The following is a 24,805-nucleotide window of genomic DNA, read 5'->3' as shown; positions in this document are numbered from 1 at the left end:
TGTTTTACCTGCAATTAGAGGAAGTTAAACCTTTCGCCATACCGGAATGTGTTTTACAGCTTTGTCAGGATAATCGGTTCGTCTTTTGTAATGACGATCGTGTGTTCAACCTGTGCAACCATGCTTTTATCCGGTGTCTTGAACGTCCAGCCGTCTCCAGCTTCAACAATCGTTTCCGCTTTCGTTGAAACAAACGGTTCAAGCGCGATGACTGTGCCGTTTTTGAAAAGCGCGTTATCAAACGGATCATAATAATTCATGATGTGGTTCGGCGCTTCATGAAGGCTTCTGCCAATTCCGTGGCCAGTCAAGGTTTTGATGACGGTAAAGCCTTGAGAGCGTGCTTCATGATAAACGGCTCTGCCGATTTGGTTCTGGCGCTTGCCTGCTTTTGCCTGCTTCAGCCCTTTTTGAAAAGCGTCTTCGGCACATTGGCAAAGCTTATGAAGGCGTTCTTCTCCTTCACCGAGCACAAATGAAATGCCTGTGTCGGAATAGAAGCCGCCGAATTCAGCGGAGATGTCAATGTTCACAAGATCTCCGGCTTTTAAAATGGTGGAAGTGCTTGGTATGCCGTGAGCCACTTCATCATTTACGCTGATGCATGTCACGCCCGGAAAGTCGTATTCTTTTTCAGGGGCTGAAACGGCGCCATGCTCATCAAGCACCGCTTTTCCGATCAGGTCAAGGTCTTTTGTGCTCATGCCCGGCTCTGCTTTCTGTTTCATTTCTTCACGCGCCAATGCGACAATTCTGCCGATTTTTTTCAGGCCTTCTAATTCTTGATCGTTTGTTACAATCATCTGTCATTCCTGCTTTCTTTTTAAATAATCTAGTTTAAGCTTACCACAACTGTCTTAAAAATAGGAAACACACGGACCTGCAAAAACAAAGAAATACCCGGGGAAATCGGTATAGATCGTTAAATATCCCATATGGTATATTTGAAAAAAAGGGATGAGGGGGATGGGGATGCTTTCATTTTTACAAAAGCTCGGGAAGTCGTTTATGCTTCCGATTGCGGTTCTTCCTGCGGTGGGCATTATCCTTGCGCTTGGGAGAGAGGATGTATTAGATATCCCGTTTATCTATCAAGCGGGAACATCGGTTTTTGATCATCTGCCGCTTATTTTCGCGATCGGAATCGCCATCGGGATATCAAAGGACAGCAATGGGGCCGCAGGATTATCAGGAGCAATATCATATCTGATGCTTGATGCGGCGACAAAGACAATTGATAAAACAAACAACATGGCGGTGTTTGGGGGAATCATTGCCGGTTTAATTGCGGGTTACACCTATAACCGCTTCAAAGATACAAAGCTGCCTGAATATCTCGGATTTTTCAGCGGCAGAAGGCTTGTGCCGATTGTAACAGCCATTATAACGATTATTTTGGCAGGCCTATTTGGCATCGTTTGGCCGCCGATTCAATCGGGGATTAACGAGTTTGGGGAATGGATGCTGGGACTTGGGAGCGTCGGAGCAGGCATATTCGGCCTGTTCAACCGGCTGTTAATCCCGCTTGGCCTTCATCATGTGCTGAACAATATTTTCTGGTTCCAATTCGGTGAATATAATGGAGTGACAGGGGATCTGGCACGATTTTTCGCGAAAGATCCGACAGCAGGGACATATATGACCGGCTTCTTCCCAATCATGATGTTCGGTCTGCCGGCGGCGTGTCTGGCCATGATTGTGACTGCCAAGCCCTCCAAACGGAAAGCAACGGCAGGAATGATGATCGGCTTTGCTTTGACAGCATTTATTACAGGGATTACGGAACCGATTGAGTTTGCATTTATGTTTTTATCGCCGCTCTTATACGCTGTTCACGCGGTCCTGACCGGGCTGTCTTTATTTATTGTTAACTGGCTCGGCATTCGCACGGGTTTCTCTTTTTCAGCCGGTGCTATCGATTATGTGCTTAGCTACGGAATTGCAGAAAAACCGCTGCTGCTGCTTCTGATAGGTATATGCTATGCGGCAGTCTATTTTATCGTGTTTTATGTGCTGATTAAGGCATTGAATTTAAAAACGCCAGGGCGGGAAGATGATGATGTGGGTGAAGTGCTGGATGAAAATACTGTTCAGGATGTGAATGAAAACATAATGCTGAAGGGGCTCGGCGGAAAAGAAAACCTTCAAACCATTGACCATTGCGCGACAAGGCTGCGGCTAACTGTGAAAGATGCCGCTTTGGTTGATGAAGCGCTGCTAAAGATAGCAGGCGCAAAAGGGGTCGTCAAATCAGGCGGATCATCGGTTCAAGTCATCATTGGGCCAAATGTGGAATTCGCGGCGGAGGAATTGAGAGCTGCGGTGAAATAAAAAAGCGGAGAGGGCACCCTCTCCGCTTTTACTTATTTCTCTTCATTATCGGTTGACGTTTCGGAAGAATCCTCGTCATGTTTTGTGTAATCATAATCGGCAGGGTTCACCTTTTTAAAACCTTTTGGTTCATAGAAGCGCAGCAGGTCGCCGTTTATAATTTTATCGGACATTTCAAGTTCCTTCTTGACGAGTGTGTCTTCTGATTTGTCGACTTCAGATTCATCAAGCTCTTTTCCGGTTTTCGTATCATAATACTTGCCGGATATTTTCGTGTATTTCGGTGAAATAAAGTCTCCGTTACGGAACGGAACCACTTCACGGTGTTCTTTCGATAAAATATCAGAACCGGACATCAGATAGTCTTTCGTATCCACTCCGAGCAAATGCAGAATGGTCGGAGCCACATCGACTTCTCCGGCATATTTATGAACTCTTTTGCCCTTCACGCCGGCAGCGTGGATAAAGAGCGGCACTCGTTGAAGCTGAGCATTGTCATAATCAGTGATTTCATCCTTGCCGAGCACTTTTGCCATCGCTTTATTGTGGTTTTCAGAGATGCCGTAGTGGTCTCCGTACATCACAATAATTGATTGATCATATAACCCGTCTTTTTTCAGGTCATTGAAGAATTGCTCAATGGACTGATCAAGGTAATGGGCTGACTGGAAATAGTTGTTGACGACAGAGTCACCAAAGTCTCCAGCCGGGAAGTCTGTATCGCCCTCATCCATTCCGAATGGGAAGTGGTTGGAAAGGGAAATGAATTTCGAATAGAACGGCTGCGGCAGACTTTCTAACAGCGGCATTGATTCTTTGAAAAACGGTTTATCTTTCATACCGTAGTTTTTCGTGTTTTCTTCGCTCATGTCATAGTAGGCAGAATCGAAGAACTTATCGATGCCTTCCGCTTTGTACATTTCATTACGATTCCAGAACGTCTGCGTGTTTCCGTGAAACGCAGCAGATGTGTAATCCTTAGATTTCAGAATCGCTGGAACAGATTGAAGCGTATTTTGTGATTTGTTTACGAAAACTGAACCTTGAGCAAGCGGGTACAGAGAGTTTTCCATCATAAATTCAGCATCAGATGTTTTACCTTGCCCTGTTTGGTGGAAAAAGTTATCGAAATAGAACGTTTCGTTATCGTGCGCTAATTTATTCATGAACGGTGTGACTTCTTTGCCGTTTATTTTATAGTCGATAATAAATGACTGCAAAGATTCTAGAGAAACGTAAATCACGTTTTTTCCTTCCGCTTTGCCGAAGTACACGTTATTCGGCACGTCGTAATTGGCTTTCATGTAGTTTTCAACGTCTGTCACGTCGCTGGAATCGGCAAGCGCGCGCTGGCTGTTGGATTTGATATTCTGCACAGCGTCATAAATCGTGAAATTGTATGTTCCCAAATATTTCACGAGATAGTTTCGGTCGAATGACCTTGTCAGTAATTCAGGACGGTCTGTTTCGGCAACTGCCAAGTTGATTAAGAACACAAGAATCGATGACGCAAAAATGATTCGGAACGATTTTTTGCTGGACGTTTCGGCAGGCTTGTTCATTTTGATCGCCAAAAGGATCAGAATGATCGTATCGATAAAGTAAAAGGCGTCAGTCGGTTTCATCAGCGAAAATGCGCTGTCACCGAGTTGCCCGCCGTTTGTTTTAGCCTGCATCATGACCGGAATTGTAATAAAATCATTGAAAAATCTGTAGTACACAATGTTTGCGTACAGTAAAAAAGACATTAAAAAATGAATCACTATAATGGCTGTCTGCTGTAATTTTTTCTTGAACAAGAGTCCAAAGCCAAGAAAGAACAAGCTTGAGCTGAGAGGATTCACAAAAAGCAATATTTTTTGTATCGTGTTGTCTATCCCTAAGTTGAAATTCAGGACATAACTGACATACGTTTTGATCCATAACAGGACGACCGCTATTAAGAAGAAGGTCAATCCTCTTTCTTTTATAAATGTTTTCATTGTTACACTCCTTTTTCCGATCACAGTTCGAGCGAAACGATAGAAAAAACGAACGTATTCAATATAACATGAATCAGCAGATTAGAAAAGTGAAAATCGACGAGGGGAGAACATAGCGAAAAACGCTGTCGAATCAACGTTTTGCTTGATATATGTCCAAGTGTAAAATAGGATTTGTTACTGTAAACAAAGGAATAAAATGGATGTTGTCAGGGTGTATGATAAAATATAAGCATAAATGAAAAGAGGTGGAAGGATGGATTTTGCCCATATTGTGTCTGAAGATAAAATCAAACGCGCCATTAAAGACGGGGAATTTAAAAACCTGCCGGGAATGGGAAAACCGCTGCCTAAGGATGATGCGGCACACTTGCCGGAATCGCTCCGCATGGGCTACCGTATGTTAAAAAATGCAGGAATGGCAGAGGACGAGGGTGCGCTAAAAAAAGAGCTCATGACCATCGACCATTTAATCGCAAAATGCTATGACGAGAAAGAACGCGAGCAATTAATCAGAAAGAAAAGCGAAAAGCAGGTGTTGCTTGATAAGCTTGTCGACAAAAAAGGCATGTTTTCAAAACCGGCGTCCGCTTTTTATAAAAATAAAGTATATGACCGGCTTGGACGAAACTGACCTTCTTCCAGCTGATTTGTCTTGTCTGAAGGATGGCGATGAATATCAGCCATCCTCTTTACGTTCCAGTGGTCTTAGTCTAAAAGGTTTATGTTCAATCATCTGTGGGGTAAGGAATCATAAACGAAAAAGGGTGATGGGATGGAACGACTATTGGAATGGATCGGACGTATATCTGATTGGCTGTGGGGACCGCCGCTAATCATCTTGCTGACGGGAACGGGATTGTATTTCACTATTTTGCTGAAAGGTTTTCAATTTCGCTATCCTTTATATATTTTCAAACAGACAATCGGCAGCGTCGGAAAAAAGCCGAAGGGAGAGGGCACAGTCACACCGCTTCAGGCGTTGACGTCAGCTCTCAGTTCTACGATTGGTGCGGCGAACATAGTTGGCGTGCCTGCCGCTATTATGTTTGGCGGACCTGGCGCCGTATTTTGGATGTGGCTGGTTGCCTTATTTGCGATGGCGATTAAGTTTTCTGAAAGTGTGCTTGCTGTTCATTATAGAGAAAAAAATGAGCAGGGAGAATTTGTTGGGGGACCGATGTATTACATAACAAAAGGGCTGCGCATGAAGTGGCTCGGCGTATTTTTTTCTGTTGCGCTGATCATTGAACTGATCCCGAGCATCATGGTTCAAGGGAATTCGGTTTCAGTTTCTCTTGCCGAAACATTTTCTTTCAATAAGATATACGCGGGAATCGGTATAGCGTTTTTGATTGGGTTAGTGGTAATAGGAGGGGTAAAGCGGATTGGAAAAGTAACAGAGCTTGTCGTGCCTATTATGGCAGGGGCATACGCAGGAGCGGGTCTCCTGATTGTTCTGATGAATCTGTCGTCAGTCCCGGCGTTTTTCTCTCTTATCTTTTCGAATGCGTTTACCTCTTCTTCAGCCGTTGGGGGATTCGCGGGTGCTGCGCTGGCTGAGACCGTTCGCTGGGGATTTGCCCGCGGGCTGTATTCGAATGAGGCCGGAATGGGAACAGCCCCGATTGCCCATGCGGCGGCTATGACTGATCATCCTGTCAGACAGGGTTTCTGGTCTGTGATAGGCATTGTGATTGATACTTTGATCATTTGCACCACTACGGCATTTGTCGTTCTTGCCTCCGATGTCTGGACAGGAAAAGATGCCTCAAATGATCCGGCAGCACTGACGACGGCTGCATTTCAGCACTACTTCGGTTCTGGCGGAGGGTATTTTGTCTCTGTTTCTCTCGTTTTCTTTGTTATATCGACCATAATGGTTGTCATTTTTTACGGCGTAAAGCAAGCTGAATTTCTGTTCGGCCGGCTGGCAGGGCATGTGCTCAAATTCGTTTATTTAGCAGCTATTATCATAGGTGCCGCAGGCGGAGCAAAAGCCATTTGGGGGTTTTTGGACTTAGCATTGGCTTTTATTCTCGTTCCAAATGTGATTGCACTGTTATTGTTGAGCAGAAAGGTAAAAGCGCTGTATACCGAATTCTTTACATCTGAACAGTATTACTTGAAAGATATTAGAAAAACGAAACAGAGCCCAGTGTACCAGGAAAAAAAAGCTGAAAATTCCTAACGTTAATGAAAGAGAGTTCGGTCTTTCGATCTGATGTGCTTATAATATTGTTGTGACCTTTTTGGAGGATATGAGCTTGTTTCAATAGCGTCTCGACAAATCCCGGTTTGTCAACTTTGTCCGATGAGGAAAATGAAAGAGGCGCCTGCCTGCGGCAGTGCGCTTTTTTTGTTTAGTATCAAAATTGATACTATCCAACAAAAATGTGCGTACTTTTACTTCTTTATCATAATGGCTACAATAGAGATAGAGTCATGAAAAGGAGAGGTGTTTCATATGGCAGATATGAAAAAACAAATTCTGGACGCATACAATTTCAGACATGCAACAAAAGAATTTGATCCCAATAAAAAAGTGTCAGACAGCGATTTTGAATTTATTTTAGAAACAGGAAGACTGTCTCCGAGCTCACTCGGCCTTGAGCCTTGGAAATTTGTCGTTGTTCAAAATCCGGAATTCCGCGAGAAGCTTCGCGAATATACATGGGGCGCGCAAAAGCAGCTTCCGACAGCCAGCCATTTCGTCCTGATTCTTGCGCGTACAGCGAAGGATATTAAATTTGATGCGGACTACATCAAACGTCATTTGAAAGAAGTAAAACAAATGCCTCAGGACGTGGCAGAAGGCTATATCAGCAAAACGAAAGAGTTCCAGAAAGACGATTTGCATTTGCTTGAAAGTGATCGAACATTGTTTGACTGGTCATCAAAACAAACTTACATTGCGCTTGGCAACATGATGACTGCCGCTGCGCAAATCGGCGTAGATTCTTGTCCGATTGAAGGTTTCCAGTATGATCGCATTCACAGCATTCTTGAAGAAGAAGGCCTTCTGGAAGACGGAAGCTTCGATATTTCTGTAATGGTGGCATTCGGCTACCGTGTACGAGACCCTCGTCCGAAAACAAGATCTGCTGTTGAAGATGTTGTGAAATGGGTTAAATAAAGAAAGCTGCTCGCTAAGCGAGCAGCTCTTTTTTTATGTCTGATTTGCTTTATTCTGTTTTCTTCTTTGATACAAATACAATGCCGTTCCGAGTGCGCTGATCAGAAGTCCTGCCAAAAGGACCGAGTACATGGATGTGGCGGTATCCGGAAGCAGGCCGCCAGCCGGGCTGTCTGTGCCTGATCTGTTTGATCCGTTTCCTCCGAAACCGCTTGTCGGCTCAGTGCCGAACGGTGTATCCGTTCCTCCATTCCCGTTGGTTGGCTGTTTGCCGCCTGGTTTGTCAGAGCCTCCGCCATTGCTGCCATCATCACCGCCTGTCGGCTGATCAGATGGAAATGCCGGCGGTTTGTTATTCGAGCCGGAGTTTAAAATGGTATATTCGCTGAAGTGGTTTGTGTATCCTGTTACAACGTCATTGTCAACTGATCCGTTTTCAATCTTTGTGAAAGCTTTCTTTTTTCGGTCGACGTGGTAAATGGCTGGATGATGAGCTTCTTCAATATCAAACATGCGAAGCGAAAGCTGAACGGGTTCCTTGAATGATTTGATTTCTTTTCCTTTTTGTCTCACTGTAAAGTCATATACATCCGCAAGCGAAACATCCAATTCTCCCGTTGACGTAATTCCGATTGCGGTGTCTGCGGCTTTGAGGTTTGCCATTGGCATTTTCATGCTGTACCAGTAGTTGAATACTGTCAATGAAGGATCAGATTTTCTTTCTTTCAACAGGTTGATCTGGTTTTTATTTATTTTAAGATTGATAGGCTTCTCTTGAGATCCTTCGTGTGTTCCATAATAGACAAGCGGCGTGTTGGCATTTGTAGCGTAAATCGCAAATTTGTCTTCATCAAGTGTCCAGCTGCCATCCTTCTGCTTAGTCGGCAGGAATACTTCTTTGATGCGTCCATCGATTTTAGGAGAGACCTTGTTTCCTAGTTTTTTCAGCTGTTCAGTGAAAATCTCATAATCAACGTAGCCTAAGTCTTCCTTATGGGAAGCCTCTGTAAAGACAGAATATCCGTCTCCTCCGGCACCGACAAATTGATTTGTTGCCACACGGTAAGTATTATCCGTATTTAGATTAACCTTGTCTCCGTTAGGCGATTCAATTTTCACATCTAACACACGGTGTCCAGGTTTTTTGTTTAATGTAAAGGTATATTCGATTCCGGCCACCTGAGGGAAAGCGCCCCCTCCGTTTTCCACGTTGCTTAAGCCTTGTTCAAGAGCTTTTTTAATTTGTTTTCCGGTTAAGTCGGCCACGTAAAGTGTATTGCCGAACGGCATCACGTTCAGCACCTCGCCGAGTGTGATATCGCCTTTGTCAATGCCGGCTCTGATGCCGCCGCCATTTGTGATCGCGATTTTGGCGCCGGCTGCTTCTTTCGCTTTTGTCAGCATGCCGTCCGCGATAAAGTTTCCGAGATTCGTTTCCTTCGATCGCACATGCTCACGCTGGCCGTCAAGCGCCACATCCGTGTAGCCGACTTTTTCATTTTTAACGTCCTCTAATTCACTTTTGAACTGATCAAGCTCTTTTTTGGCTTCTGCGTTTTCTTCTGTATGTTCGTCAATCGGCAGCACGCTTAGATTTGATTTATCTGTTTGCACAACGCCGTTTTCATTAAATGTGACGTCAACGCGGCCTAGAAATTGGCCGTAATCTTTTGCTTGGGCCACAATTGTCGGTTCTTCGTTGTCCACAACCTCTATTTTGTCCACGAGAGTATGGGTGTGTCCGCCAATGATCAAGTCAATGCCTTTTACTTTTTTAGCTAGCTCTAGATCGCGGTTATGTCCGATATGGGTTAAAGCGATAATTTTGTTTACTTTTTCTTTTTCCTGAATCGTTTTAACTGTGTTTTGCGCGGTTTCAAACACATCATGAAAGACAATGCTTTTGCCCGGGCTTGATGTGGTGGCTGTATCTTCCGTTGTCAGTCCGAATACGGCAACTTTCTCACCGTCAACGTCTAACAGAATGTAAGGGTGGATGCCGGGCTTCTTCTTTTCACCTGCTGTAAAGGTTTGCGGCTTTTTTGCAAATGGTCTCAGTTTAGGCTCATTTGCCACATCTACGTTTGCACTGACGACTGGAAATGTCGGTGCTGCAAATTGGTATAGGTTTGCCGGATCTACGGCTGCACCGTTTCCGCTGAGAAAATCAGAAAGCACTGTCGGGCCTTTATCAAATTCGTGGTTTCCGAAGGTCATGGCATCATAGCCCATCATGTTCATGAACGTCAAATCAGCTAAACCGTTCCATTTTGTAAAATACAGATCACCGGAAAACACATCCCCAGCGTCAAGGAGAATGTTGTGATCTGTTTCACTTCGCACTTCGCTGATTTTCGTCATTCGTCTCGCTGCGTCATCGAGATGGGCATGCGTATCATTCGTGTGCATGACAGTCAGATCCCACAGTCCGTCTTTGGGAGGGGCTGGATTTGAATCGTCGTCGAATTGCAGCTTGTACACACCATAGCCTTCATTCACAGACTCACCTACATAAGCGACATCGTCCGCCTTATCAGCGAAAGGTTTGGCCAATAGTGAGGATTCAAACGTCAAATTCGTTCCGGAAACAGGCGCGATTGACCAGTTGTTGTCCGCTTTTGGATTGACTGTTTTTTGTTCAATAATGTAATCCATCAGCACCTGTCTGTTTTCAACAGCGGAGCCATGGACAATTTTATCGCTCGTCAGATGAGGGAAACCGCCGCCTCCGGACGCGCGGTAATTATTGGTGACAACGAGAAATTCCTGACTTGAGCTGATCGGCTTGCCTTTATAGGAAAGATTGCTGATCCGCGATGAGTTGGCATTGATCACTTTTCCGCTCTCATTGTATTTTGCTGGTTTTGTTACATCGACTTGATATGTGACGCCGTCAATCACGTCAAAATTATAGGAGCGGAAGCTGTCATTCAGCAAAGCTTGATCTCCGCCTTTTGACGGATCAATTTGATTGAATTGGCCTGCCGACATGTCAAGCCAGTCCTTGACCTCACTGCCTGTCAGCTTGACGATCTGAACGGTATTATCGTAAAGATACAAGTCACCGACATTTTTAATAGCAAGATCTCCGGCTGGAATGTTCGTATAGTAATTGGCTCCGTTTCTGCCGCCTGCTTTAAACGGCGCTCCCGCGGACAAAATGGGGAGGTCCTTGTACTTGGTATCCTTCATTTCCTTTTCGGCATACCATCTTTGAGCATCAGTCACGATTTGGATGGAAGGGTCATCTTTGACCTGAGCAAAGAAGCTGTTAATATCTGCTTCCGTTTTGCCGACTGGTTTTCTGACATATTTCAATGTGTTTTGGTGTGTTTGCTGAATGGTGTTTGTGACTGTTTTGTTTCGGGATGTGACAGTGCTGGCAATGGATTCAATACTGCCTCTGGAATCTGCCACCTTCCACGAGCCGTCCTTCTTTTCGAGTGTGAGGTCAATCACGCCTAAGTATTTGCCCCAGCTGCTTGACATGACGACAGGAATGCCGTTAATCGTTCCTTTTTCTACATCGAATTGAGAAACACCGGCATACTCGGCGGAAGGGAAGAGTCCGTGTTGATGGCCCGAGATAATCGCGTCAATGCCTTTTGTTTTTGTAGCAAGGTCAAACACGGCGTTTTCTGCGTCTGGTGATTGCGCCTGTTTTTCAATGCCGGTGTGAGCAAGGGCAATGATGATATCTGCGCCTTCCGCCTTCATTTTCGGGATCGTTTCATTAGCGGATTCTACAATATTCTGCACCTGAACCTGGCCGTCGAGATTCTTTTTGTCCCAAGTCATGATTTGCGGCGGAACAAAGCCTATGTAGCCAATCTTTATTTTCTGCTCATGGCCGTTTTTATCAGTGACGGTTTTTTCTTTCATGACATACGGCGTATAACGGTGTTTGCCGCTTGTTGTTTTGACGTTGGCATTAACAATCGGGAAATCGGCTCCTTTGATCGTACTGTCGAGAAAGTCGAGCCCGTAGTTAAATTCATGATTCCCCAATGTGCCGGCATCGTATTGTAACGCATTCATGACGCTGATAATCGGGTGGGTTTTCTCGCCGGAGATAATGTTGTCTTTTTCGTATTTCACCGCATATTCACCGAGCGGATTTCCTTGAATCAAGTCACCGTTATCGACGAGCAGGGTGTTCGGGTTTTGCTCACGGTGCTTTTCAATTAGCTGTGCCGTTCTCGCCAGCCCGAAATCGGTCGTTTCTTTGTCGCTGTAATAATCGTAATCCATCATATTGGCATGAATGTCAGTCGTGGCCAAAATACTCAGCTGTACCTGAGAGACGGCGTTTTCTTTTGCATGAATGGGGGGTGTGGGAAGGATTAGGCCAAGTATCATAATTGGGGGCAAAAGAATACGGAGAATGCTTCCGACGTGTGTTCGTCTTTTCTGTATTCTCACCAGTTCTCCACCTTTCAACGAAATTGTGTTACAGCTCCTATTGTAAGAATATTTTGTAACTATTTGTAGATGTTTCTTTATAATAATTGTAAAAGAGAGAAAAATGAGTATTATGTAATAAAATCTGTGATACATATCGGGTATTTGTGACTATCGTTTGTCAGGCCTTAAAATGTTTATTTTAGTGTGGCTGGGGTAGATTGTTTTATGTAGACAAATTAAGCGGGAGGTTATGAATCATGGGAAAAAAAATTGCAGTTGTTTTAACAGATTATTTTGAGGACAGTGAGTACACTGAACCTGCGAAAGCTTTTAAAGAAGCGGGACATGAGCTGACTGTTATCGAAAATGAAAAAGGAAAAACAGTTAAAGGCAAGCAAGGGAACGCGGAAGTAACAGTTGACGCGTCCATCGATGACGTCGATCCTTCAGACTTTGATGCGCTTTTGATTCCCGGCGGGTTTTCACCAGACCAGCTTCGCGCTGATGACCGTTTCGTTCAATTTACAAAATCATTTATGACAGATAAAAAACCAGTATTTGCGATTTGCCACGGACCGCAGCTTTTAATCAACGCGAAAGCGCTCGATGGCCGAAAAGCGACAGGTTATACGTCCATTCGTATTGACATGGAAAACGCTGGTGCCAACGTTGTGGACCAAGAAGTGGTTGTTTGCCAAAACCAATTGGTCACTAGCCGTACACCAGATGATATTCCGGCATTTAATCGCGAATCATTGGCATTGCTTGAGAAATAAGAAAAAACGGACGCTTTCGGGCGTCCGTTTTTTTATTGCTTATGATTGAACACTTGTCAGTTTCTTATATCTGTAATATAAGAAGGCGGCAGCGGCGGTTCCGATGACTGCTATGCCAAAGTCGAACATAAAGATATGGGCGATGCCTCCAGCTTTTGCGATGAGCCCGGTGGCAATCGGCAGCAGGATGGACGCGATGCTTGAAGCGGTCGCTACAATTCCGGTAACGGTTCCTTTTCGCTTCCAGAAAAGCTCTGTCATTAAGGTAATGGTAATTTGAAACACACCCGCAGTAGAAAAACCTAAGAAAAAGGCGGTGATGTCAAGCACAACCGGAATATGGACGGTCAGCATGACTGCAAGCGTACATAAAGTAATAACAGGATATAAGAGCGTAATCATGACTGGCTTTACCCATCTGTTCAGCAAAACGGCTAATAATAATACCGATGTCAGAGACCCTATACTGTAATAGCTCAGCAATTGCACGGATGCTGCTTCAGCTAAACCGGCAGCCTTTTGCGCGTAGCTCGGGAGCCAGATTTGAGAAACGGTAAATAAAGCCGTTGATGTAAAACCGATAATGATCAGTGCAGTGCCTTCTTTCTGAAAAACAGGTTCAGACAAGAAAGCGGACGATTTCTGTTTGCTGCTGTCAGTCGGCTTCTTCTGTCTCTTAGGAAACGATAGCGTTGATAAATAAATGATATTCAGCGCATAGACAGCTGCCGGGAGATAAAAAGCAAATCCGTAAAACAGGCTGCGGTCTGATAAAAACGTGATCAAAAGCGGCAAAAGCGCGGCCCCGACAGACATAAAGGCTTTGACTAAGACATTCGCCGAACCGGAAGCAGCCGGGAAGAGCTCGGTTAGGGCTGGATAGGTTCCAGCATCCATCGCTGAATTTGCGACTCCGGCTAATAGAGCGAACACAAATGCCAATTCATAGCTTGGTGATAAAGGAATACCGACTAAAAAGACGGCCATAATTCCCGCGGAAGCGACAACAAGCGGTTTTCTGCCGATTTTATCTGATAAAATGCCCGAAATGCCGTATGTCAGCAGCTTGCCGAACCCGATAGCGGCGATGACATAGCTAATGCCGGTCGGATCGGTATTCCACTGTTTCGTTAAAGAAGACATATTGGATGCGAGAATGATGTTGACCATTCCCAAAAAGAAGTAATTGATATACATTCCGGATGCTGTCTTGATTGGTGTCGTTTTCATGCTTGTACTCCTTCAAATCTTTTTCGAACATGGTCTTTACCGGCCAAATAGCGGAAAGCGAAAGCCCCCCTGCCGCATCATAAAATAATGCGAATGACGTTTGTTGTAAGAAACACTGGTTTTGGGGCAATGTATAAAAAAGACTCGCCGAGTTACCGGCCAGTCTCATTTATTTACGAAGTGAGGCTAATTCCTGTGCGATCGCCTGCATTTCACTTGGGCTGAAAGATTGTTTTTTCATCACCATGCTGTGAAGGTATGTGAGGTCTTCAATCTTTTCATCACTGAAGTCCTCCGCTTTGATCACGCCGACGTTCAGCATGTTCAGTTTTTGGGAAATCTCTTCAATCATTTGCGTTAATGTTTCTGTATTTAGACTGGACAAGTGGTTCCATCCTTTCTTTGAGCGATTTTCGGTATATTTTATTCTAACAGAATTCGATCAGAAAAAAACCCTATTCTAAAAGCTAGCTGCTGCTTGAAAAAAATGGAGACATCAGTTGAAAAGGTCATGAACTTCCTACTAAGATAGTCATAAAGGTTTCTTTTTAAAGAAATAAGGGCAAAGAATAGGGAGGTTGTACAGCATGATAAGCGTGTTATTTGTTTGTTTAGGAAACATTTGCCGTTCTCCGATGGCAGAAGCGATTTTTCGGGACTTGGCAGCCAAAAAAGGATTAGAGGGGAAAATCAAGACAGATTCAGCCGGTATCGGCGGCTGGCACATCGGTAATCCGCCGCATCAAGGAACACAGGAGATATTGCGAAGAGAAGGTATCAGCTATGAAGGCATGCTGGCGCGTCAAGTCAGCGAACAGGATTTGGCCGATTTTGATTACATCGTTGCGATGGATGCAGAAAATATCGGGAGTCTCAGAAGCATGGCAGGTTTTAAAAACACGTCACATATCAAAAGGCTCTTGGACTATGTTGACGATTCAGATTTGGCTGACATTCCTGATCCTTACTACACAGGAAACTTTGAAGAGGTTTGCCAATTAATCAAATCGGGCTGTGAGCATTTGCTTGCAGCCATTCAAAAAGAAAAACAATTGTGAGTGAAAGGGGAATTTGCATGAATAACGAACGTTTGATGCTAAAAGGAATGTTTCTCGGAGCTGCGGCAGGCGCGGCGTTATCACTGCTTCATAAGCCAACAAGACAGGCGTGCGGCATGAGATGGCTGACATGCAAGCATACACTTTCACTATACAAGACCAATCCGGAGCTGTTGAAAAACACAGTCATTACAAAGGTGGATAAAGCCAAAAAGCTGGCCCAAACGCTGTCAGATGAAGTTGGCTTTGTCAGCCAGCAGGTGAAAGAGCTGAAAAAAACAACACCGCAAGTGATGGAGCTCGTACAAGAAACGAAAGAGCACTTTTCTAAAAAATGATCGAATAGCCGAGGTGAGACAACATGAACTTCTTGAAAGAGCTTTTCAGCAGATACAGCCTTCATGAAGGGCAAAGCAAATCTGCGGAGCTGGCGTATTTTTTTCTATTGTCGTTGTTTCCATTTTTGATTTTTATACTGACGCTCACCGCGTATCTTCCAATCTCGACCGATGATGTTCTGGGAGTTGTAAAACAGTATGCTCCTGACAGCGCGATGTCCCTCGTTGAATCCATTACCCAGCAAACCTTAAATAATCGAAATGGCGGATTGCTGTCCTTCGGGATAATCGCGGCTTTATGGTCTGCTTCTAATGGAATGAACGCCATTGTCCGCTCATTAAACCACGCGTATGATGTGGAAGAAAACCGCTCTTTTATCATTGTTCGTCTAACCTCAATTTTTCTGACGATTGCTATGGTATTTACGATTTTAGTGGCCTTGCTCCTGCCGGTATTCGGCCGGGAGATTGGGAGGCTCGCTTCTGACTTTGCCGGTGCATCGGATCTGTTTTTATCTGTGTGGGCCGCGGTTCGCTGGGGGCTCAGCCCGCTTGTCCTTTTAATTGTGTTTTCCGCTTTGTATGTGATTGCGCCGAACAAAAAGCTGTCTCTCAGGTTTGTTATGCCGGGCGCGGTCTTTGCGACTATCGGCTGGATCGTGGTCAGCACCCTGTTCTCATTTTACGTCAGCACGTTTGGGAACTATAGCGCCACATATGGGAGCATCGGGGGTATCATCGTCCTGATGATTTGGTTCTACTTGAGCGGGATTTTAATTATCCTGGGAGGAGAAATCAACGCTCTTTTACATAAACGTAAAAAGCTTCCTGATGAAAATCCCTATCATTAGTGCACCCTATATATGAACTTCGGTTCAAAAAAAGTCGGGGGGCTATGTGATGACCAAACATACGAAAAAAGGCGGAAGCCATAACAAACAAAATTCGAAAAGCAAATCGAGCCATAAAACAAGCGGAAGCGCCAACGGACAAAACGGCTATCATTAGAACAAAAGCCTCCTGACATTTGTCAGGAGGCTTTTGGATTAAGAAGATGAAGAATAGGTCTCAGCAGATGACCAGCTCTTCGGTTTGCCAAACACAAGGGCCAGCCACACAACACTAAGCGTAAGCGTGATGAAATAAAACAAGTTTGCGCTTTCGAATGCTTGCATATACCAGCCGCCGGCGATCGGGCCGAGGATGCTGCCGAGACTGAATGTAACGCCGCAAAGCAGATTCCCCGCGGGAAGCAGGTGAGGTGGAAGAAGATCTGTCATATAGCTGATTCCAAGTGTAAAGGTAGAACCGACAGCCATTCCTGCCACAAAAAAGCTGCAGCCAATCACATAAGGAGAAGGGAACACGCCGGCGATGAAAAAGCAGAGCGCCCCTATCAGCAAAATCACAAGCAGAACCTTCCGCCGCCCGTATTTATCGCTGAGGATGCCAAGCGGAAACTGAAAGATAATGCTTCCAATCGCAAATGCCGGAAGAATCAGTGCCACTGCGTCTACAGAAATCCCCAAACGAAGTGCATACACAGGAAAGCTTCCGTTCAGCGCTGTCTCCAGAAAGCCGTATCCGAATGTAGGCATAAAAGCAATCCATCCAAACAGTATGGCTTGATAAAAACGTCTGAAGCTATTATCTGATTTGGTTTCGTAAGAACTGGTTTCCGGGTATGCATTTTGTAATAAGAAAACAAAAAGCCACGCAAACAGGCTGAAGCAGCCGGACACGATAAAAGGCAGCGCCGGATTCAGTTTGACAAGCGGAACCATAAACGGGCCCGCGGCAAAGCCAAGGCCGAAGGAAAGCCCGTAAATTGACAAGTTTCTTCCGCGATTTTGTTTGGCTGACATGGAGGTTACCCATGTTTGTGTAGAAAAATGAAGCATGTGGTCGCCGATTCCGATCAATAGGCGAAGCAGGAACCAGGTCCAAACAGACTGGAGCCAAATAAATCCGAACAGGCTTACAATCACGAGGCTTCCGCCAATGACAATCAGCGGCTTGAATCCGAGCTTTCTGAGCGGTGTTTCCATAAACGGTGAAGCCAAAAGCACGCCGATATACAGTCCTGTGGCGTGCAGGCCATTGATAGCGGCTGATTCCCCATTCGTTTCAAAAATAATCGAAATGACAGGAAGCAGCATGCCTTGTGAAAAACCGGAAATGGAAACGAGCAACACAAGGATAAAGAAATGACATCGTGACATCGTGTTTGTTCTCCTTCTGTGGAATCTATGTAGATCGTACAACGATTTCCAAAAGCCGGCAACCTGAAAAAAGCCTATATCCCTGTGAGCATTTGCCCTCGTGTAATCATGAAGGTTTTTGTAAAGAATAAAATAAAACAAGTCATAAAAAAGGAGCCATTTCACCATGAATCGTATCTTTTTTATTTTAGTAGCAGCTGGTGTTCCGCTTTCTGTCATCGGCAGTTTCATGCATTGGCCTTCTGCCATACTTTTTGCAGTGTATTGCGTCACCATTATCGCACTTGCGAGTTATATGGGAAGGGCGACTGAATCACTGTCCATTATTGCAGGACCTCGGATCGGCGGTTTGTTGAACGCCACCTTCGGGAATGCGGTTGAGCTGATCATCTCCATATTTGCATTAAAGGAAGGCCTGACAGGAATCGTGCTTGCCTCTTTAACCGGTTCAGTGCTGGGAAACCTCTTGCTGGTAGCGGGCCTCTCATTTTTTATCGGCGGTTTAAAATATAAGCGGCAGGAGTTTAATGTCCATGACGCGCGCCATAATTCAGGGCTGCTAATTTTCGCCATCATTGTCGCCTTCGTGATTCCAGAAGTATTTTCTATTGGAATGGGAGATACGAGCAAGCTCAATTTAAGCATCGGAATCAGCATCATCATGATTCTGTTATATGTTGCCGCGCTGTATTTTAAACTGGTCACGCACCGCGGAGTTTATCAGCCGAACAATGCCGTCCAGCACGAAGAAAAGGAGCAGCCGGAATGGTCTGGCAAGGTGGCGACGATTGTCTTGTTTGCGGCAACGATTGTCGTGGCGTACATATCCGAAAACCTTGTGCATACCTTTCACTCTGTGGCTGAACAGTTCGGCTGGAGCGAGCTGTTTATCGGGGTCATCATCGTGGCGATTGTCGGTAATGCTGCGGAGCACGCATCAGCCATTATTATGGCCTACAAAAATAAAATGGATATTGCTGTTGAAATCGCAGTCGGCTCAACACTGCAGATTGCTATGTTTGTCGCACCGGTTCTTGTGATTTGTTCCATCTTTTTCCCGGTCAGCATGCCGCTTGTGTTTACACTCCCAGAGCTCGTGGCGATGGTATCGTCTGTTCTCTTGATGATCGTCATTTCGAATGACGGCGATTCTAACTGGTTTGAAGGAGCGACACTGCTTGCTGCCTATATCATTATGGCGATCGGCTTTTTCCTTCTATAACTTAAAAAAATGTTGGATAACAACAACGCGTGATGAAAAGACTAAGGGAAAATGCCATAGAAAGAGTGATATGATGAAAAAGCTATTTCATTCCACACTTATTGTGCTGTTATTCTTTAGTTTTTTCGGCGTTCAGCCTATCCACGCGAAAAAGCAGTTTAAGGTTCCTAATTCTGTCGCAAGCATTTCCAAGGAAAACACGTATCCAAATGCTTCACAGGATCAGCCGATGCTTCAGCCAAGCAAGCTGGCAAAGGAATTGCTCGATCAGTCCGAGGTGAAGGTGGAAAACCCTCATCTCATCAAAATGCTGAATGAATCCAACATATCCGGTACACCGCTTGCGGTTGGCTACCGGGCGACAATATTTCTTGGGAAATGGGCGCTCGGCTATGAATCAAATGAAACTGTCGCGAACTGGGAATATAAAAAAATCAACACAAATCGTGCAGATAACCGCGGCGGAAAAGAAACAGCTGAAATGCATTATGCCCAAGAACAGCAATACAAGGTAAAGGGCGGCCTGACAGCTAAAGTTCCCAATGCGGAAGACGTTAAAAGCATGATGATGCTGAAAGCGATGAAGAAAACGAATCTTCCGCTTGCTTTTGATACCGTAGTCGGAGCGGGTACAAAGCGGGATCAAATTTATAAAGTGGCTCCCAAAAAACTCGGTTATCTGAACGCATATGCACCGGCAGTAAATGAAAAAGGAAAAGTGACTTACGGAGAAGTATACTTAGTGCTGAAAGGGAATAAACGAAAACTTGTCGTAAAAAATGTCACCTCACAGGGAATCGGAGCATGGATTCCGGTTCAAGACCACGTCACATTCAGCTTTCAAATTTCCTCACAGCCAAGATAAATAAAAAAAACTGATTCCATTTTGGAATCAGTTTTTTATTGCGTTCGCTCGATTTTGACCGCTTCCTCAAGCATTTGCACATTGTTTTGGTACAGCTGGCGGACGAGAACCCGTCTTGCTGCAAGGCTGGCGCTAAAGTAATCGTCATCTTTCACCATGCCTTTTACTGTAAATTCGACGCCGCGATTGATTTTATTCAATGCGGTGATCCCGTGTATTTGAAAGGGCTCTGTCGGATTGCCGAATTCATCCCGTTTCAATGAATCACGAAGCTCTTCATTCAGCATGTCACAAGCCCCTTCCAAAACACTGTACACGCGGTCCGGATCTTCCTTAAAGCTGATGAGAATAGATTCTGTTATTCGCATAAAATCGATATTGTAGTTCTCTATCTGTCTGACCTCACCGTTGCTGATGGTAAGCAGTTTACCGCTCCATTCCCGGATTTGCAGTGAGCGAAGGCCGATTTCCTCCACTGTCCCCTTAAACAAATTGTTGACGGTGACATAATCGCCTTTATGCAGCTGGCGCTCGTAAATGAAAAACACGCCCGCCAGCACATCCTTAATCAGCGATTGGGCGCCAAAACCGATCACAATACCTGCTACGCCCGCCCCGGCTAATATCTTGCCGAAATCATGCACAAACAAAGAAATAACGTAAAAGATAAAACCGATCGTCGCCGTATACTGGGTGACAGAACGGACAAGGCTTTCAATGGTTTTTTCCTTTTTTTCTTCAATAAAGTCCGTCCGTTTAAAAAACAGCTGCACCAGCCGGTTGATGATAAAGACACCGATCCAAAGGATAACAGCAACGAGGAGAATATCGACGATTTTGTTCTGGAAAATCTCCGTGAATGTTTCTTCCATCCGCATCTAACTCCTGGCTTGACGTTTTGAGAAATCTGTATCTTGATAATAACTGTTTTTGACGAGAACATTCGGGCCGAGGCACCGGACATTCGAGCAGTGGCAATTCAGCTCTTTTGCAAGCTTCGTCTCTCTCCATTTTTCAAAGGCGGAAGGGAGGCTGTCTGTCTGAATATTGCCTAGCGGCGGCGTATCGCCGAAATCAGTCACGATGATGTTTCCGTCAAAAATGTTCACATTCAAGCGCGAACGGCCGTCAGGGTCATTTCTCACTGTGACGTTTTTCGCCGCGCGCAGCCGGCGAAGCAGCTGTTGATCGTCTTCGTCCGAACTGCAGGCATAAAACGGCAGTGTCCCGAACAGCATCCACGTCTTTTCATCACGAATATCCAGCAAGCGGTGAATGGCCTGTCTCATCTCTTTCAGGCTAAGAGATTCAAGAGCGCTCGCGAAATCGCTTGGATACATAGGATGAATTTCGTGACGCTGACATTTCATATCTTCTGTGATTTGACGATGAATATGCTCAATATGCGGAAGTGTTCGTTTGTTCAGCATCGTTTCCGCAGATACCATTACCCCTGCATTCACAAGTGTGCGGCTGTTTTCAATCATTTTTTCAAAATAGCGCGCGCGCTGTTCGAAGGTCGGTTTTCTGTCCATCATGGCAAAGCCGATCTCTGCAAAGTCCTCAACCGTACCCCAGTTATGAGAAATATGCAGGACATCAAGATACGGAATAATCCATTCATACCGTTCGATGTCGAGGGTCAGGTTAGAATTAATCTGCGTCCGCACACCCCGTTCACGGGCGTATTTTAATAACGGAACGACATATTCTTTTACGGATTTTAATGAAAGCATCGGCTCTCCGCCTGTAATACTAATGGATCTCAGGCGCGGGATTTCCTCCAGCCGTTTTAACAGAAGATCTATTGGCAGAGCATTCGGGTCTTTAGGCTGCAATGTATAGCCTACAGCGCAATGCTCGCATCTCATATTGCACAGTGTTGTTGTTGTGAATTCAACATTTGTCAGTTGCATGTCTCCATACTGGTCCACATCCATATAGGCTTCCCACGGATCAAACTCTGGTGTAATCGGACGCAGCTTTGTGTTTTGTGTCATGACTATCTAACTCCTTTATAAATAGGGCATACTAACGCTGCCAACTGTTCATTTTAGACCTGATTTGCCAAGTTCGCAAGTAGCGCATCAATTGAAAAACGGCAAAAAATGAGCTACCATAATAAAAAATGAATGGAGGAACAGAATGGGGAACGCTATAAACAATAAAGATCAGCAGATTGATTATTTGAAGAATAGACTTGACATGTTTATGAATGTCATCGATTCATTAGACCCTGAAGCAACCGATGTTGAAGATATAGACAGACTCATCAGCATGCTTGATGATCTGGAAGCTAAATACGAACGCTTTAAAAAAGACTGGGAATAAAACCGCGCGCCCGCCGCGGTTTTTTGTTTGCCATAAAGCGTCAGTATAAAATGGGGCCCCTTTCTGTAAAATAAGGAAAAATGCAGAAGGAGCGCTGGCCATGAAATGGATGTGTTCAATATGCTGTCTCGTCGTCTTGCTTGTCGGAGGCACGGCGCAAGCGGAAGCGGTGCCGAATGAGCCGATCAATTGGGGCTTTAAACGAAGTGTCAATCATCAGCCGCCAGATGCCGGAAAGCAGCTGAACAGTTTAATTGAAAAATACGACGCGTTTTATTTAGGGAATACAAAGGAAAAAACGATTTACTTAACGTTTGATAACGGCTATGAAAATGGCTATACGCCAAAAGTGCTTGATGTCCTAAAAAAACATCGCGTAACAGGAACTTTTTTTGTCACAGGGCATTTCGTAAAGGATCAGCCTGAGCTGATTAAACGGATGTCAGACGAAGGCCATATTATCGGCAACCATTCCTTTCATCATCCGGATCTGACCAAAAAAACTGCTGACCAAATTCAGGACGAACTTGATTCCGTCAATGAAGAGGTCTATAAAATAACGGGAAAGCGGGACAACCTGTATCTGCGCCCGCCGCGCGGCGTATTCAGTGAGTATGTGCTGAAAGAAACGAAACGCCTTGGCTATCAAACCGTTTTCTGGTCGGTTGCTTTTGTTGATTGGAAGATCAACAACCAAAAGGGGAAGAAATACGCTTACGATCATATGATCAAGCAGGCGCACCCAGGAGCCATTTATCTGCTTCACACCGTATCTAAGGACAATGCTGAAGCATTGGATGATGCGATCACAGACCTGAAAAAACAAGGCTATACATTTAAAAGCCTTGATGATTTGATGTTTGAGAAAGAAATGAAGCTGCCGTCTTTGTAATAGAAAGAGCCTCTCCAAAAAAAGGAGAGGCCTTCTTGTTATTTTATACATTTAATCAGTGCGGCCCAATCCAGGTCTTCTAAGCCTTGTTCGATCCCGCTTTCAAAATGGCTCTTGGCCAGCTCGGCAAGAGGGAGGTGTGCAGAAACCTGACTAGCTGCGGCGAGTGCCAGATTGGTATCCTTCAGCCCTAAGGACATTTTGAAACCGGCAGGCTCGAATCTCTGCTCTGCCATGATGGTTCCGTAATTTTGGTAGACAGGAGAGCCAAAGAGCGAGCTGGCGATTTCTAAAAATTGTTTTTGCTCTAAGCCGTACTTCTCCATCATTAAGAATGATTCAGATAACGCCTCCAGCATGGAGACGAGCAAGAAATTGACACTGATTTTAGCCGCATTTGCCGTTTTGCTTTCTTCACCGACATCAAATACTTGCTGGCTTAGACTCTCAAGCAGAGGCTTGGCGGCTTGCTTCGCTTTCGCCGGTCCGGCTGTTATAATCCGGAGTGCTGCTTTGGCGGCGGCATCGGGCCTGCCAAGCACAGGAGCGGCAAGGAAAGATTGTCCTTTCTCCGCATGGGCCGCAGCAAGCTTTTCTGAGAACTCAACACTGATCGTGCTCATCGAGATGTGAATGCCGTTCTTTGCTAATCCTTCCATCAGTCCGTCTTCTCCGAATGTCACGGCGTTGACAGTATCGTCATCTGAAAGCATCGTGATAACGATATCAGCTGACTCTGCCGCTTGCCGCGGCGTGTCGACTGCCTGTGCGCCTGTTGCTACAAGATCTTCTGTTTTTTGTTTCGTCCGATTATATACAGCCAATTCATAGCCTGCTTGAAGCACGTTTCGAGCAATGGGCTGTCCCATGTTGCCGAGTCCGATCACAGCGATTTTCAATCCGATCACTCCCTGAATGTTTTTCTCATTATAAACAATCTGAACAGGAGGTGCATGGAAATTGCTTGCCAACATAAAAAGAACAGCTTTCTGCTGTCCTCATTTAAATATATTGAACCATCCCTTATGTACAAACCACATCAGCATCCCGATGACAAGAGCTGCCATCAGGCCGAGTACGGCAAAATATCCGTATCTCCAGTGAAGCTCCGGCATGTTGTCGAAGTTCATTCCATAGACACCGGCAATAAAGGTGAGCGGGATGAAAATGGTCGACACAATCGTTAATGTCATCATAATCGCGTTCATCCGATTTGAGTTCAGGGTCACGTAGCTGTCGCGCAAGTCGGATGTCATGTCCCGGTTGGATTCCACAATCTCAGATAATTTTAGTAAATGATCATATATGTCGCTGAAGTAGGCTTTTGTTTCCGGCTGTTCTTTCACTTGCTCAAGGCTTAAAACCCGATATAGCAAATCACGCATCGGAATAATCGTCCGCCTCAGATGCAACAAATCTGTCCTAAGTTCAAACACCTCGTTCATTAGCGTTCCATACGTTTTGTGAGAGCGGCTTTCTTCAATTTCGTTCAGCCGGTCTTCAATTTTGTAAACAAGGGGAAAATACTCATCGACAAGCTGATCCATGATCATATAAGAAATATGTCCAGGCCCTTTTTTCAATATATCCGGTGATGCATGCAAACGCTCTCGAACTTTGGCAATACCAGGCGTTTCATGTAAATGAAAGGTGACGACAAATTTTTCGCCTTGAAAAATATCGACTTCCTCCGTCTCAAGCGTTTCCTTGTTCAGCGCATGAATCACGTAAAAGCGATAGCCGTCATAATGGTCAAGCTTGGGGCGCTGCATATGCTGGAAGCAATCCTCAATGGCAAGCGGATGAAAATGAAAAAAGTCTTTCAATAACGCCGTTTCCGTATCCTCCGGGCCGTATAAGTCAACCCAGTACCACACGATATCAGGCTGTTCCACTCGTTCGATTGATATATTTTTCAGCAGCTGATGCTCTGTTGTCATTGCGGTAATGTTGATCATAAACAACCCTCCACCTGCCATTATATCATGCGGCCTTTATGAGAAAAGTATACGGTGTTC

At 44.9% G+C, this 24,805-nt stretch carries 22 protein-coding genes; 12 read left to right on the top strand and 10 right to left on the bottom strand.

The features are described 5' to 3' along the window. Positions 1 to 53 precede the first annotated feature (53 nt). The gene (map, locus tag BTW01_RS10715) at positions 54 to 803 is read right to left on the bottom strand and encodes a type I methionyl aminopeptidase (protein ID WP_162102970.1); all 750 of its coding nucleotides are present in this window, start codon (positions 801 to 803) and stop codon (positions 54 to 56) included. A gap of 169 nt (positions 804 to 972) precedes the next feature. On the opposite strand from map, the gene nagE reads away from it, so the two are divergent. After that, positions 973 to 2,331: an N-acetylglucosamine-specific PTS transporter subunit IIBC gene (gene nagE / locus BTW01_RS10710; protein WP_162102969.1), complete on the top strand. Its 1,359-nt coding sequence runs from the start codon at positions 973 to 975 to the stop codon at positions 2,329 to 2,331. A 32-nt stretch (positions 2,332 to 2,363) separates the two neighbouring features. Here the strand turns inward: nagE and ltaS are convergent, their stop codons facing one another. After that, positions 2,364 to 4,313 (bottom strand): lipoteichoic acid synthase, encoded by a 1,950-nt coding sequence (gene ltaS, locus BTW01_RS10705; protein ID WP_162102968.1) that lies wholly within the window; start codon positions 4,311 to 4,313, stop codon positions 2,364 to 2,366. A 256-nt stretch (positions 4,314 to 4,569) separates the two neighbouring features. On the opposite strand from ltaS, the gene BTW01_RS10700 reads away from it, so the two are divergent. The 3 genes from BTW01_RS10700 (at position 4,570) to BTW01_RS10690 (ending at position 7,449) form a co-directional block, all read left to right on the top strand. Next, a complete protein-coding gene (locus tag BTW01_RS10700) occupies positions 4,570 to 4,947 on the top strand; it encodes a DUF1992 domain-containing protein (protein ID WP_162102967.1) in 378 nt (125 codons plus the stop codon). 141 nt (positions 4,948 to 5,088) lie between these two features. Continuing rightward, positions 5,089 to 6,504 (top strand): alanine/glycine:cation symporter family protein, encoded by a 1,416-nt coding sequence (locus BTW01_RS10695; RefSeq protein ID WP_162102966.1) that lies wholly within the window; start codon positions 5,089 to 5,091, stop codon positions 6,502 to 6,504. A 276-nt stretch (positions 6,505 to 6,780) separates the two neighbouring features. After that, entirely contained in the window at positions 6,781 to 7,449 is a 669-nt protein-coding gene (locus BTW01_RS10690) for an NAD(P)H-dependent oxidoreductase (RefSeq protein ID WP_162102965.1), read from the top strand. 33 nt (positions 7,450 to 7,482) lie between these two features. On the opposite strand, the gene BTW01_RS10685 is transcribed toward BTW01_RS10690, so the two are convergent. After that, positions 7,483 to 11,871, bottom strand: coding sequence for a multifunctional 2',3'-cyclic-nucleotide 2'-phosphodiesterase/3'-nucleotidase/5'-nucleotidase (locus BTW01_RS10685; RefSeq protein ID WP_162102964.1), 4,389 nt, complete (start codon positions 11,869 to 11,871; stop codon positions 7,483 to 7,485). 239 nt (positions 11,872 to 12,110) lie between these two features. On the opposite strand from BTW01_RS10685, the gene yfkM reads away from it, so the two are divergent. Then, a complete protein-coding gene (gene yfkM, locus BTW01_RS10680; protein ID WP_162102963.1) occupies positions 12,111 to 12,629 on the top strand; it encodes a general stress protein 18 in 519 nt (172 codons plus the stop codon). A 39-nt stretch (positions 12,630 to 12,668) separates the two neighbouring features. On the opposite strand, the gene BTW01_RS10675 is transcribed toward yfkM, so the two are convergent. Together BTW01_RS10675 and BTW01_RS10670 are read right to left on the bottom strand one after the other, a co-directional pair. Next, entirely contained in the window at positions 12,669 to 13,859 is a 1,191-nt protein-coding gene (locus tag BTW01_RS10675; RefSeq protein ID WP_162102962.1) for an MFS transporter, read from the bottom strand. 169 nt (positions 13,860 to 14,028) lie between these two features. Then, positions 14,029 to 14,244, bottom strand: a complete 216-nt coding sequence (locus BTW01_RS10670; RefSeq protein WP_162102961.1) for a DUF1128 domain-containing protein — start codon at positions 14,242 to 14,244, stop codon at positions 14,029 to 14,031. A gap of 202 nt (positions 14,245 to 14,446) precedes the next feature. Between BTW01_RS10670 and BTW01_RS10665 the strand changes: the two genes are divergently transcribed. Genes BTW01_RS10665 through BTW01_RS10655 form a run of 3 tightly spaced genes read left to right on the top strand, consistent with a single transcriptional unit; the run spans position 14,447 to position 16,106 of the window. After that, entirely contained in the window at positions 14,447 to 14,917 is a 471-nt protein-coding gene (locus BTW01_RS10665; protein WP_162102960.1) for a low molecular weight protein-tyrosine-phosphatase, read from the top strand. Positions 14,918 to 14,934: 17 nt separating this feature from the next. Further along, positions 14,935 to 15,255: a hypothetical protein gene (locus tag BTW01_RS10660; protein WP_162102959.1), complete on the top strand. Its 321-nt coding sequence runs from the start codon at positions 14,935 to 14,937 to the stop codon at positions 15,253 to 15,255. Between the two features lie 23 nt (positions 15,256 to 15,278). Further along, a complete protein-coding gene (locus BTW01_RS10655; protein ID WP_162102958.1) occupies positions 15,279 to 16,106 on the top strand; it encodes a YihY family inner membrane protein in 828 nt (275 codons plus the stop codon). A 195-nt stretch (positions 16,107 to 16,301) separates the two neighbouring features. Here the strand turns inward: BTW01_RS10655 and BTW01_RS10650 are convergent, their stop codons facing one another. After that, positions 16,302 to 17,519 carry an MFS transporter gene (locus BTW01_RS10650; RefSeq protein ID WP_238391412.1) on the bottom strand — a complete coding sequence of 406 codons (1,218 nt, stop codon included), beginning with the start codon at positions 17,517 to 17,519 and terminating at the stop codon, positions 16,302 to 16,304. 124 nt (positions 17,520 to 17,643) lie between these two features. Here BTW01_RS10650 and cax point away from each other — a divergent pair, with 124 nt between their 5' ends. Continuing rightward, a complete protein-coding gene (cax, locus tag BTW01_RS10645) occupies positions 17,644 to 18,699 on the top strand; it encodes a calcium/proton exchanger (RefSeq protein WP_162102957.1) in 1,056 nt (351 codons plus the stop codon). 70 nt (positions 18,700 to 18,769) lie between these two features. Beyond that, complete coding sequence (locus tag BTW01_RS10640) at positions 18,770 to 19,564, top strand: YfkD famly protein (protein ID WP_162102956.1); 795 nt, start codon at positions 18,770 to 18,772, stop codon at positions 19,562 to 19,564. 35 nt (positions 19,565 to 19,599) lie between these two features. Here BTW01_RS10640 and mscC read toward each other — a convergent pair whose 3' ends face one another. Then, positions 19,600 to 20,442 carry a mechanosensitive ion channel protein MscC gene (mscC, locus tag BTW01_RS10635; protein ID WP_162102955.1) on the bottom strand — a complete coding sequence of 281 codons (843 nt, stop codon included), beginning with the start codon at positions 20,440 to 20,442 and terminating at the stop codon, positions 19,600 to 19,602. After that, complete coding sequence (gene yfkAB / locus BTW01_RS10630) at positions 20,443 to 21,564, bottom strand: radical SAM/CxCxxxxC motif protein YfkAB (protein WP_162102954.1); 1,122 nt, start codon at positions 21,562 to 21,564, stop codon at positions 20,443 to 20,445. It lies immediately after the preceding gene. A gap of 145 nt (positions 21,565 to 21,709) precedes the next feature. Here yfkAB and BTW01_RS10625 point away from each other — a divergent pair, with 145 nt between their 5' ends. Both BTW01_RS10625 and pdaA read left to right on the top strand, forming a co-directional pair. After that, on the top strand, positions 21,710 to 21,895 hold the full coding sequence (locus BTW01_RS10625; protein ID WP_162102953.1) for an SE1561 family protein: 186 nt from the start codon (positions 21,710 to 21,712) through the stop codon (positions 21,893 to 21,895). Between the two features lie 100 nt (positions 21,896 to 21,995). Continuing rightward, entirely contained in the window at positions 21,996 to 22,787 is a 792-nt protein-coding gene (gene pdaA, locus BTW01_RS10620; RefSeq protein WP_162102952.1) for a delta-lactam-biosynthetic de-N-acetylase, read from the top strand. Between the two features lie 38 nt (positions 22,788 to 22,825). Here pdaA and BTW01_RS10615 read toward each other — a convergent pair whose 3' ends face one another. Then, entirely contained in the window at positions 22,826 to 23,686 is an 861-nt protein-coding gene (locus BTW01_RS10615) for an NAD(P)-dependent oxidoreductase (RefSeq protein WP_238391411.1), read from the bottom strand. A gap of 99 nt (positions 23,687 to 23,785) precedes the next feature. Beyond that, positions 23,786 to 24,745, bottom strand: a complete 960-nt coding sequence (corA, locus tag BTW01_RS10610; RefSeq protein ID WP_162102951.1) for a magnesium/cobalt transporter CorA — start codon at positions 24,743 to 24,745, stop codon at positions 23,786 to 23,788. Positions 24,746 to 24,805 lie beyond the last annotated feature (60 nt).

Origin of the sequence: Bacillus sp. SKDU12 (genome assembly GCF_010093085.1) — a bacterium.
Classification (GTDB): Bacteria; Bacillota; Bacilli; order Bacillales; family Bacillaceae; genus Bacillus; species Bacillus mexicanus.
The sequence above is the reverse complement of the archived record's forward strand: the minus strand, read 5'-3'. Positions and strand labels throughout refer to the sequence as shown.

What these genes read in the sequence shown, in the direction of transcription:
- map (WP_162102970.1), bottom strand. Translation starts at nt 803, where the DNA reads ATGATTGTAACAAACGATCAAGAATTAGAAGGCCTGAAAAAAATCGGC.
- nagE (WP_162102969.1), top strand. Translation starts at nt 973, where the DNA reads ATGCTTTCATTTTTACAAAAGCTCGGGAAGTCGTTTATGCTTCCGATT.
- ltaS (WP_162102968.1), bottom strand. Translation starts at nt 4,313, where the DNA reads ATGAAAACATTTATAAAAGAAAGAGGATTGACCTTCTTCTTAATAGCG.
- BTW01_RS10700 (WP_162102967.1), top strand. Translation starts at nt 4,570, where the DNA reads ATGGATTTTGCCCATATTGTGTCTGAAGATAAAATCAAACGCGCCATT.
- BTW01_RS10695 (WP_162102966.1), top strand. Translation starts at nt 5,089, where the DNA reads ATGGAACGACTATTGGAATGGATCGGACGTATATCTGATTGGCTGTGG.
- BTW01_RS10690 (WP_162102965.1), top strand. Translation starts at nt 6,781, where the DNA reads ATGGCAGATATGAAAAAACAAATTCTGGACGCATACAATTTCAGACAT.
- yfkM (WP_162102963.1), top strand. Translation starts at nt 12,111, where the DNA reads ATGGGAAAAAAAATTGCAGTTGTTTTAACAGATTATTTTGAGGACAGT.
- BTW01_RS10675 (WP_162102962.1), bottom strand. Translation starts at nt 13,859, where the DNA reads ATGAAAACGACACCAATCAAGACAGCATCCGGAATGTATATCAATTAC.
- BTW01_RS10665 (WP_162102960.1), top strand. Translation starts at nt 14,447, where the DNA reads ATGATAAGCGTGTTATTTGTTTGTTTAGGAAACATTTGCCGTTCTCCG.
- BTW01_RS10660 (WP_162102959.1), top strand. Translation starts at nt 14,935, where the DNA reads ATGAATAACGAACGTTTGATGCTAAAAGGAATGTTTCTCGGAGCTGCG.
- BTW01_RS10655 (WP_162102958.1), top strand. Translation starts at nt 15,279, where the DNA reads ATGAACTTCTTGAAAGAGCTTTTCAGCAGATACAGCCTTCATGAAGGG.
- cax (WP_162102957.1), top strand. Translation starts at nt 17,644, where the DNA reads ATGAATCGTATCTTTTTTATTTTAGTAGCAGCTGGTGTTCCGCTTTCT.
- BTW01_RS10640 (WP_162102956.1), top strand. Translation starts at nt 18,770, where the DNA reads ATGATGAAAAAGCTATTTCATTCCACACTTATTGTGCTGTTATTCTTT.
- mscC (WP_162102955.1), bottom strand. Translation starts at nt 20,442, where the DNA reads ATGCGGATGGAAGAAACATTCACGGAGATTTTCCAGAACAAAATCGTC.
- yfkAB (WP_162102954.1), bottom strand. Translation starts at nt 21,564, where the DNA reads ATGACACAAAACACAAAGCTGCGTCCGATTACACCAGAGTTTGATCCG.
- BTW01_RS10625 (WP_162102953.1), top strand. Translation starts at nt 21,710, where the DNA reads ATGGGGAACGCTATAAACAATAAAGATCAGCAGATTGATTATTTGAAG.
- pdaA (WP_162102952.1), top strand. Translation starts at nt 21,996, where the DNA reads ATGAAATGGATGTGTTCAATATGCTGTCTCGTCGTCTTGCTTGTCGGA.
- corA (WP_162102951.1), bottom strand. Translation starts at nt 24,745, where the DNA reads ATGATCAACATTACCGCAATGACAACAGAGCATCAGCTGCTGAAAAAT.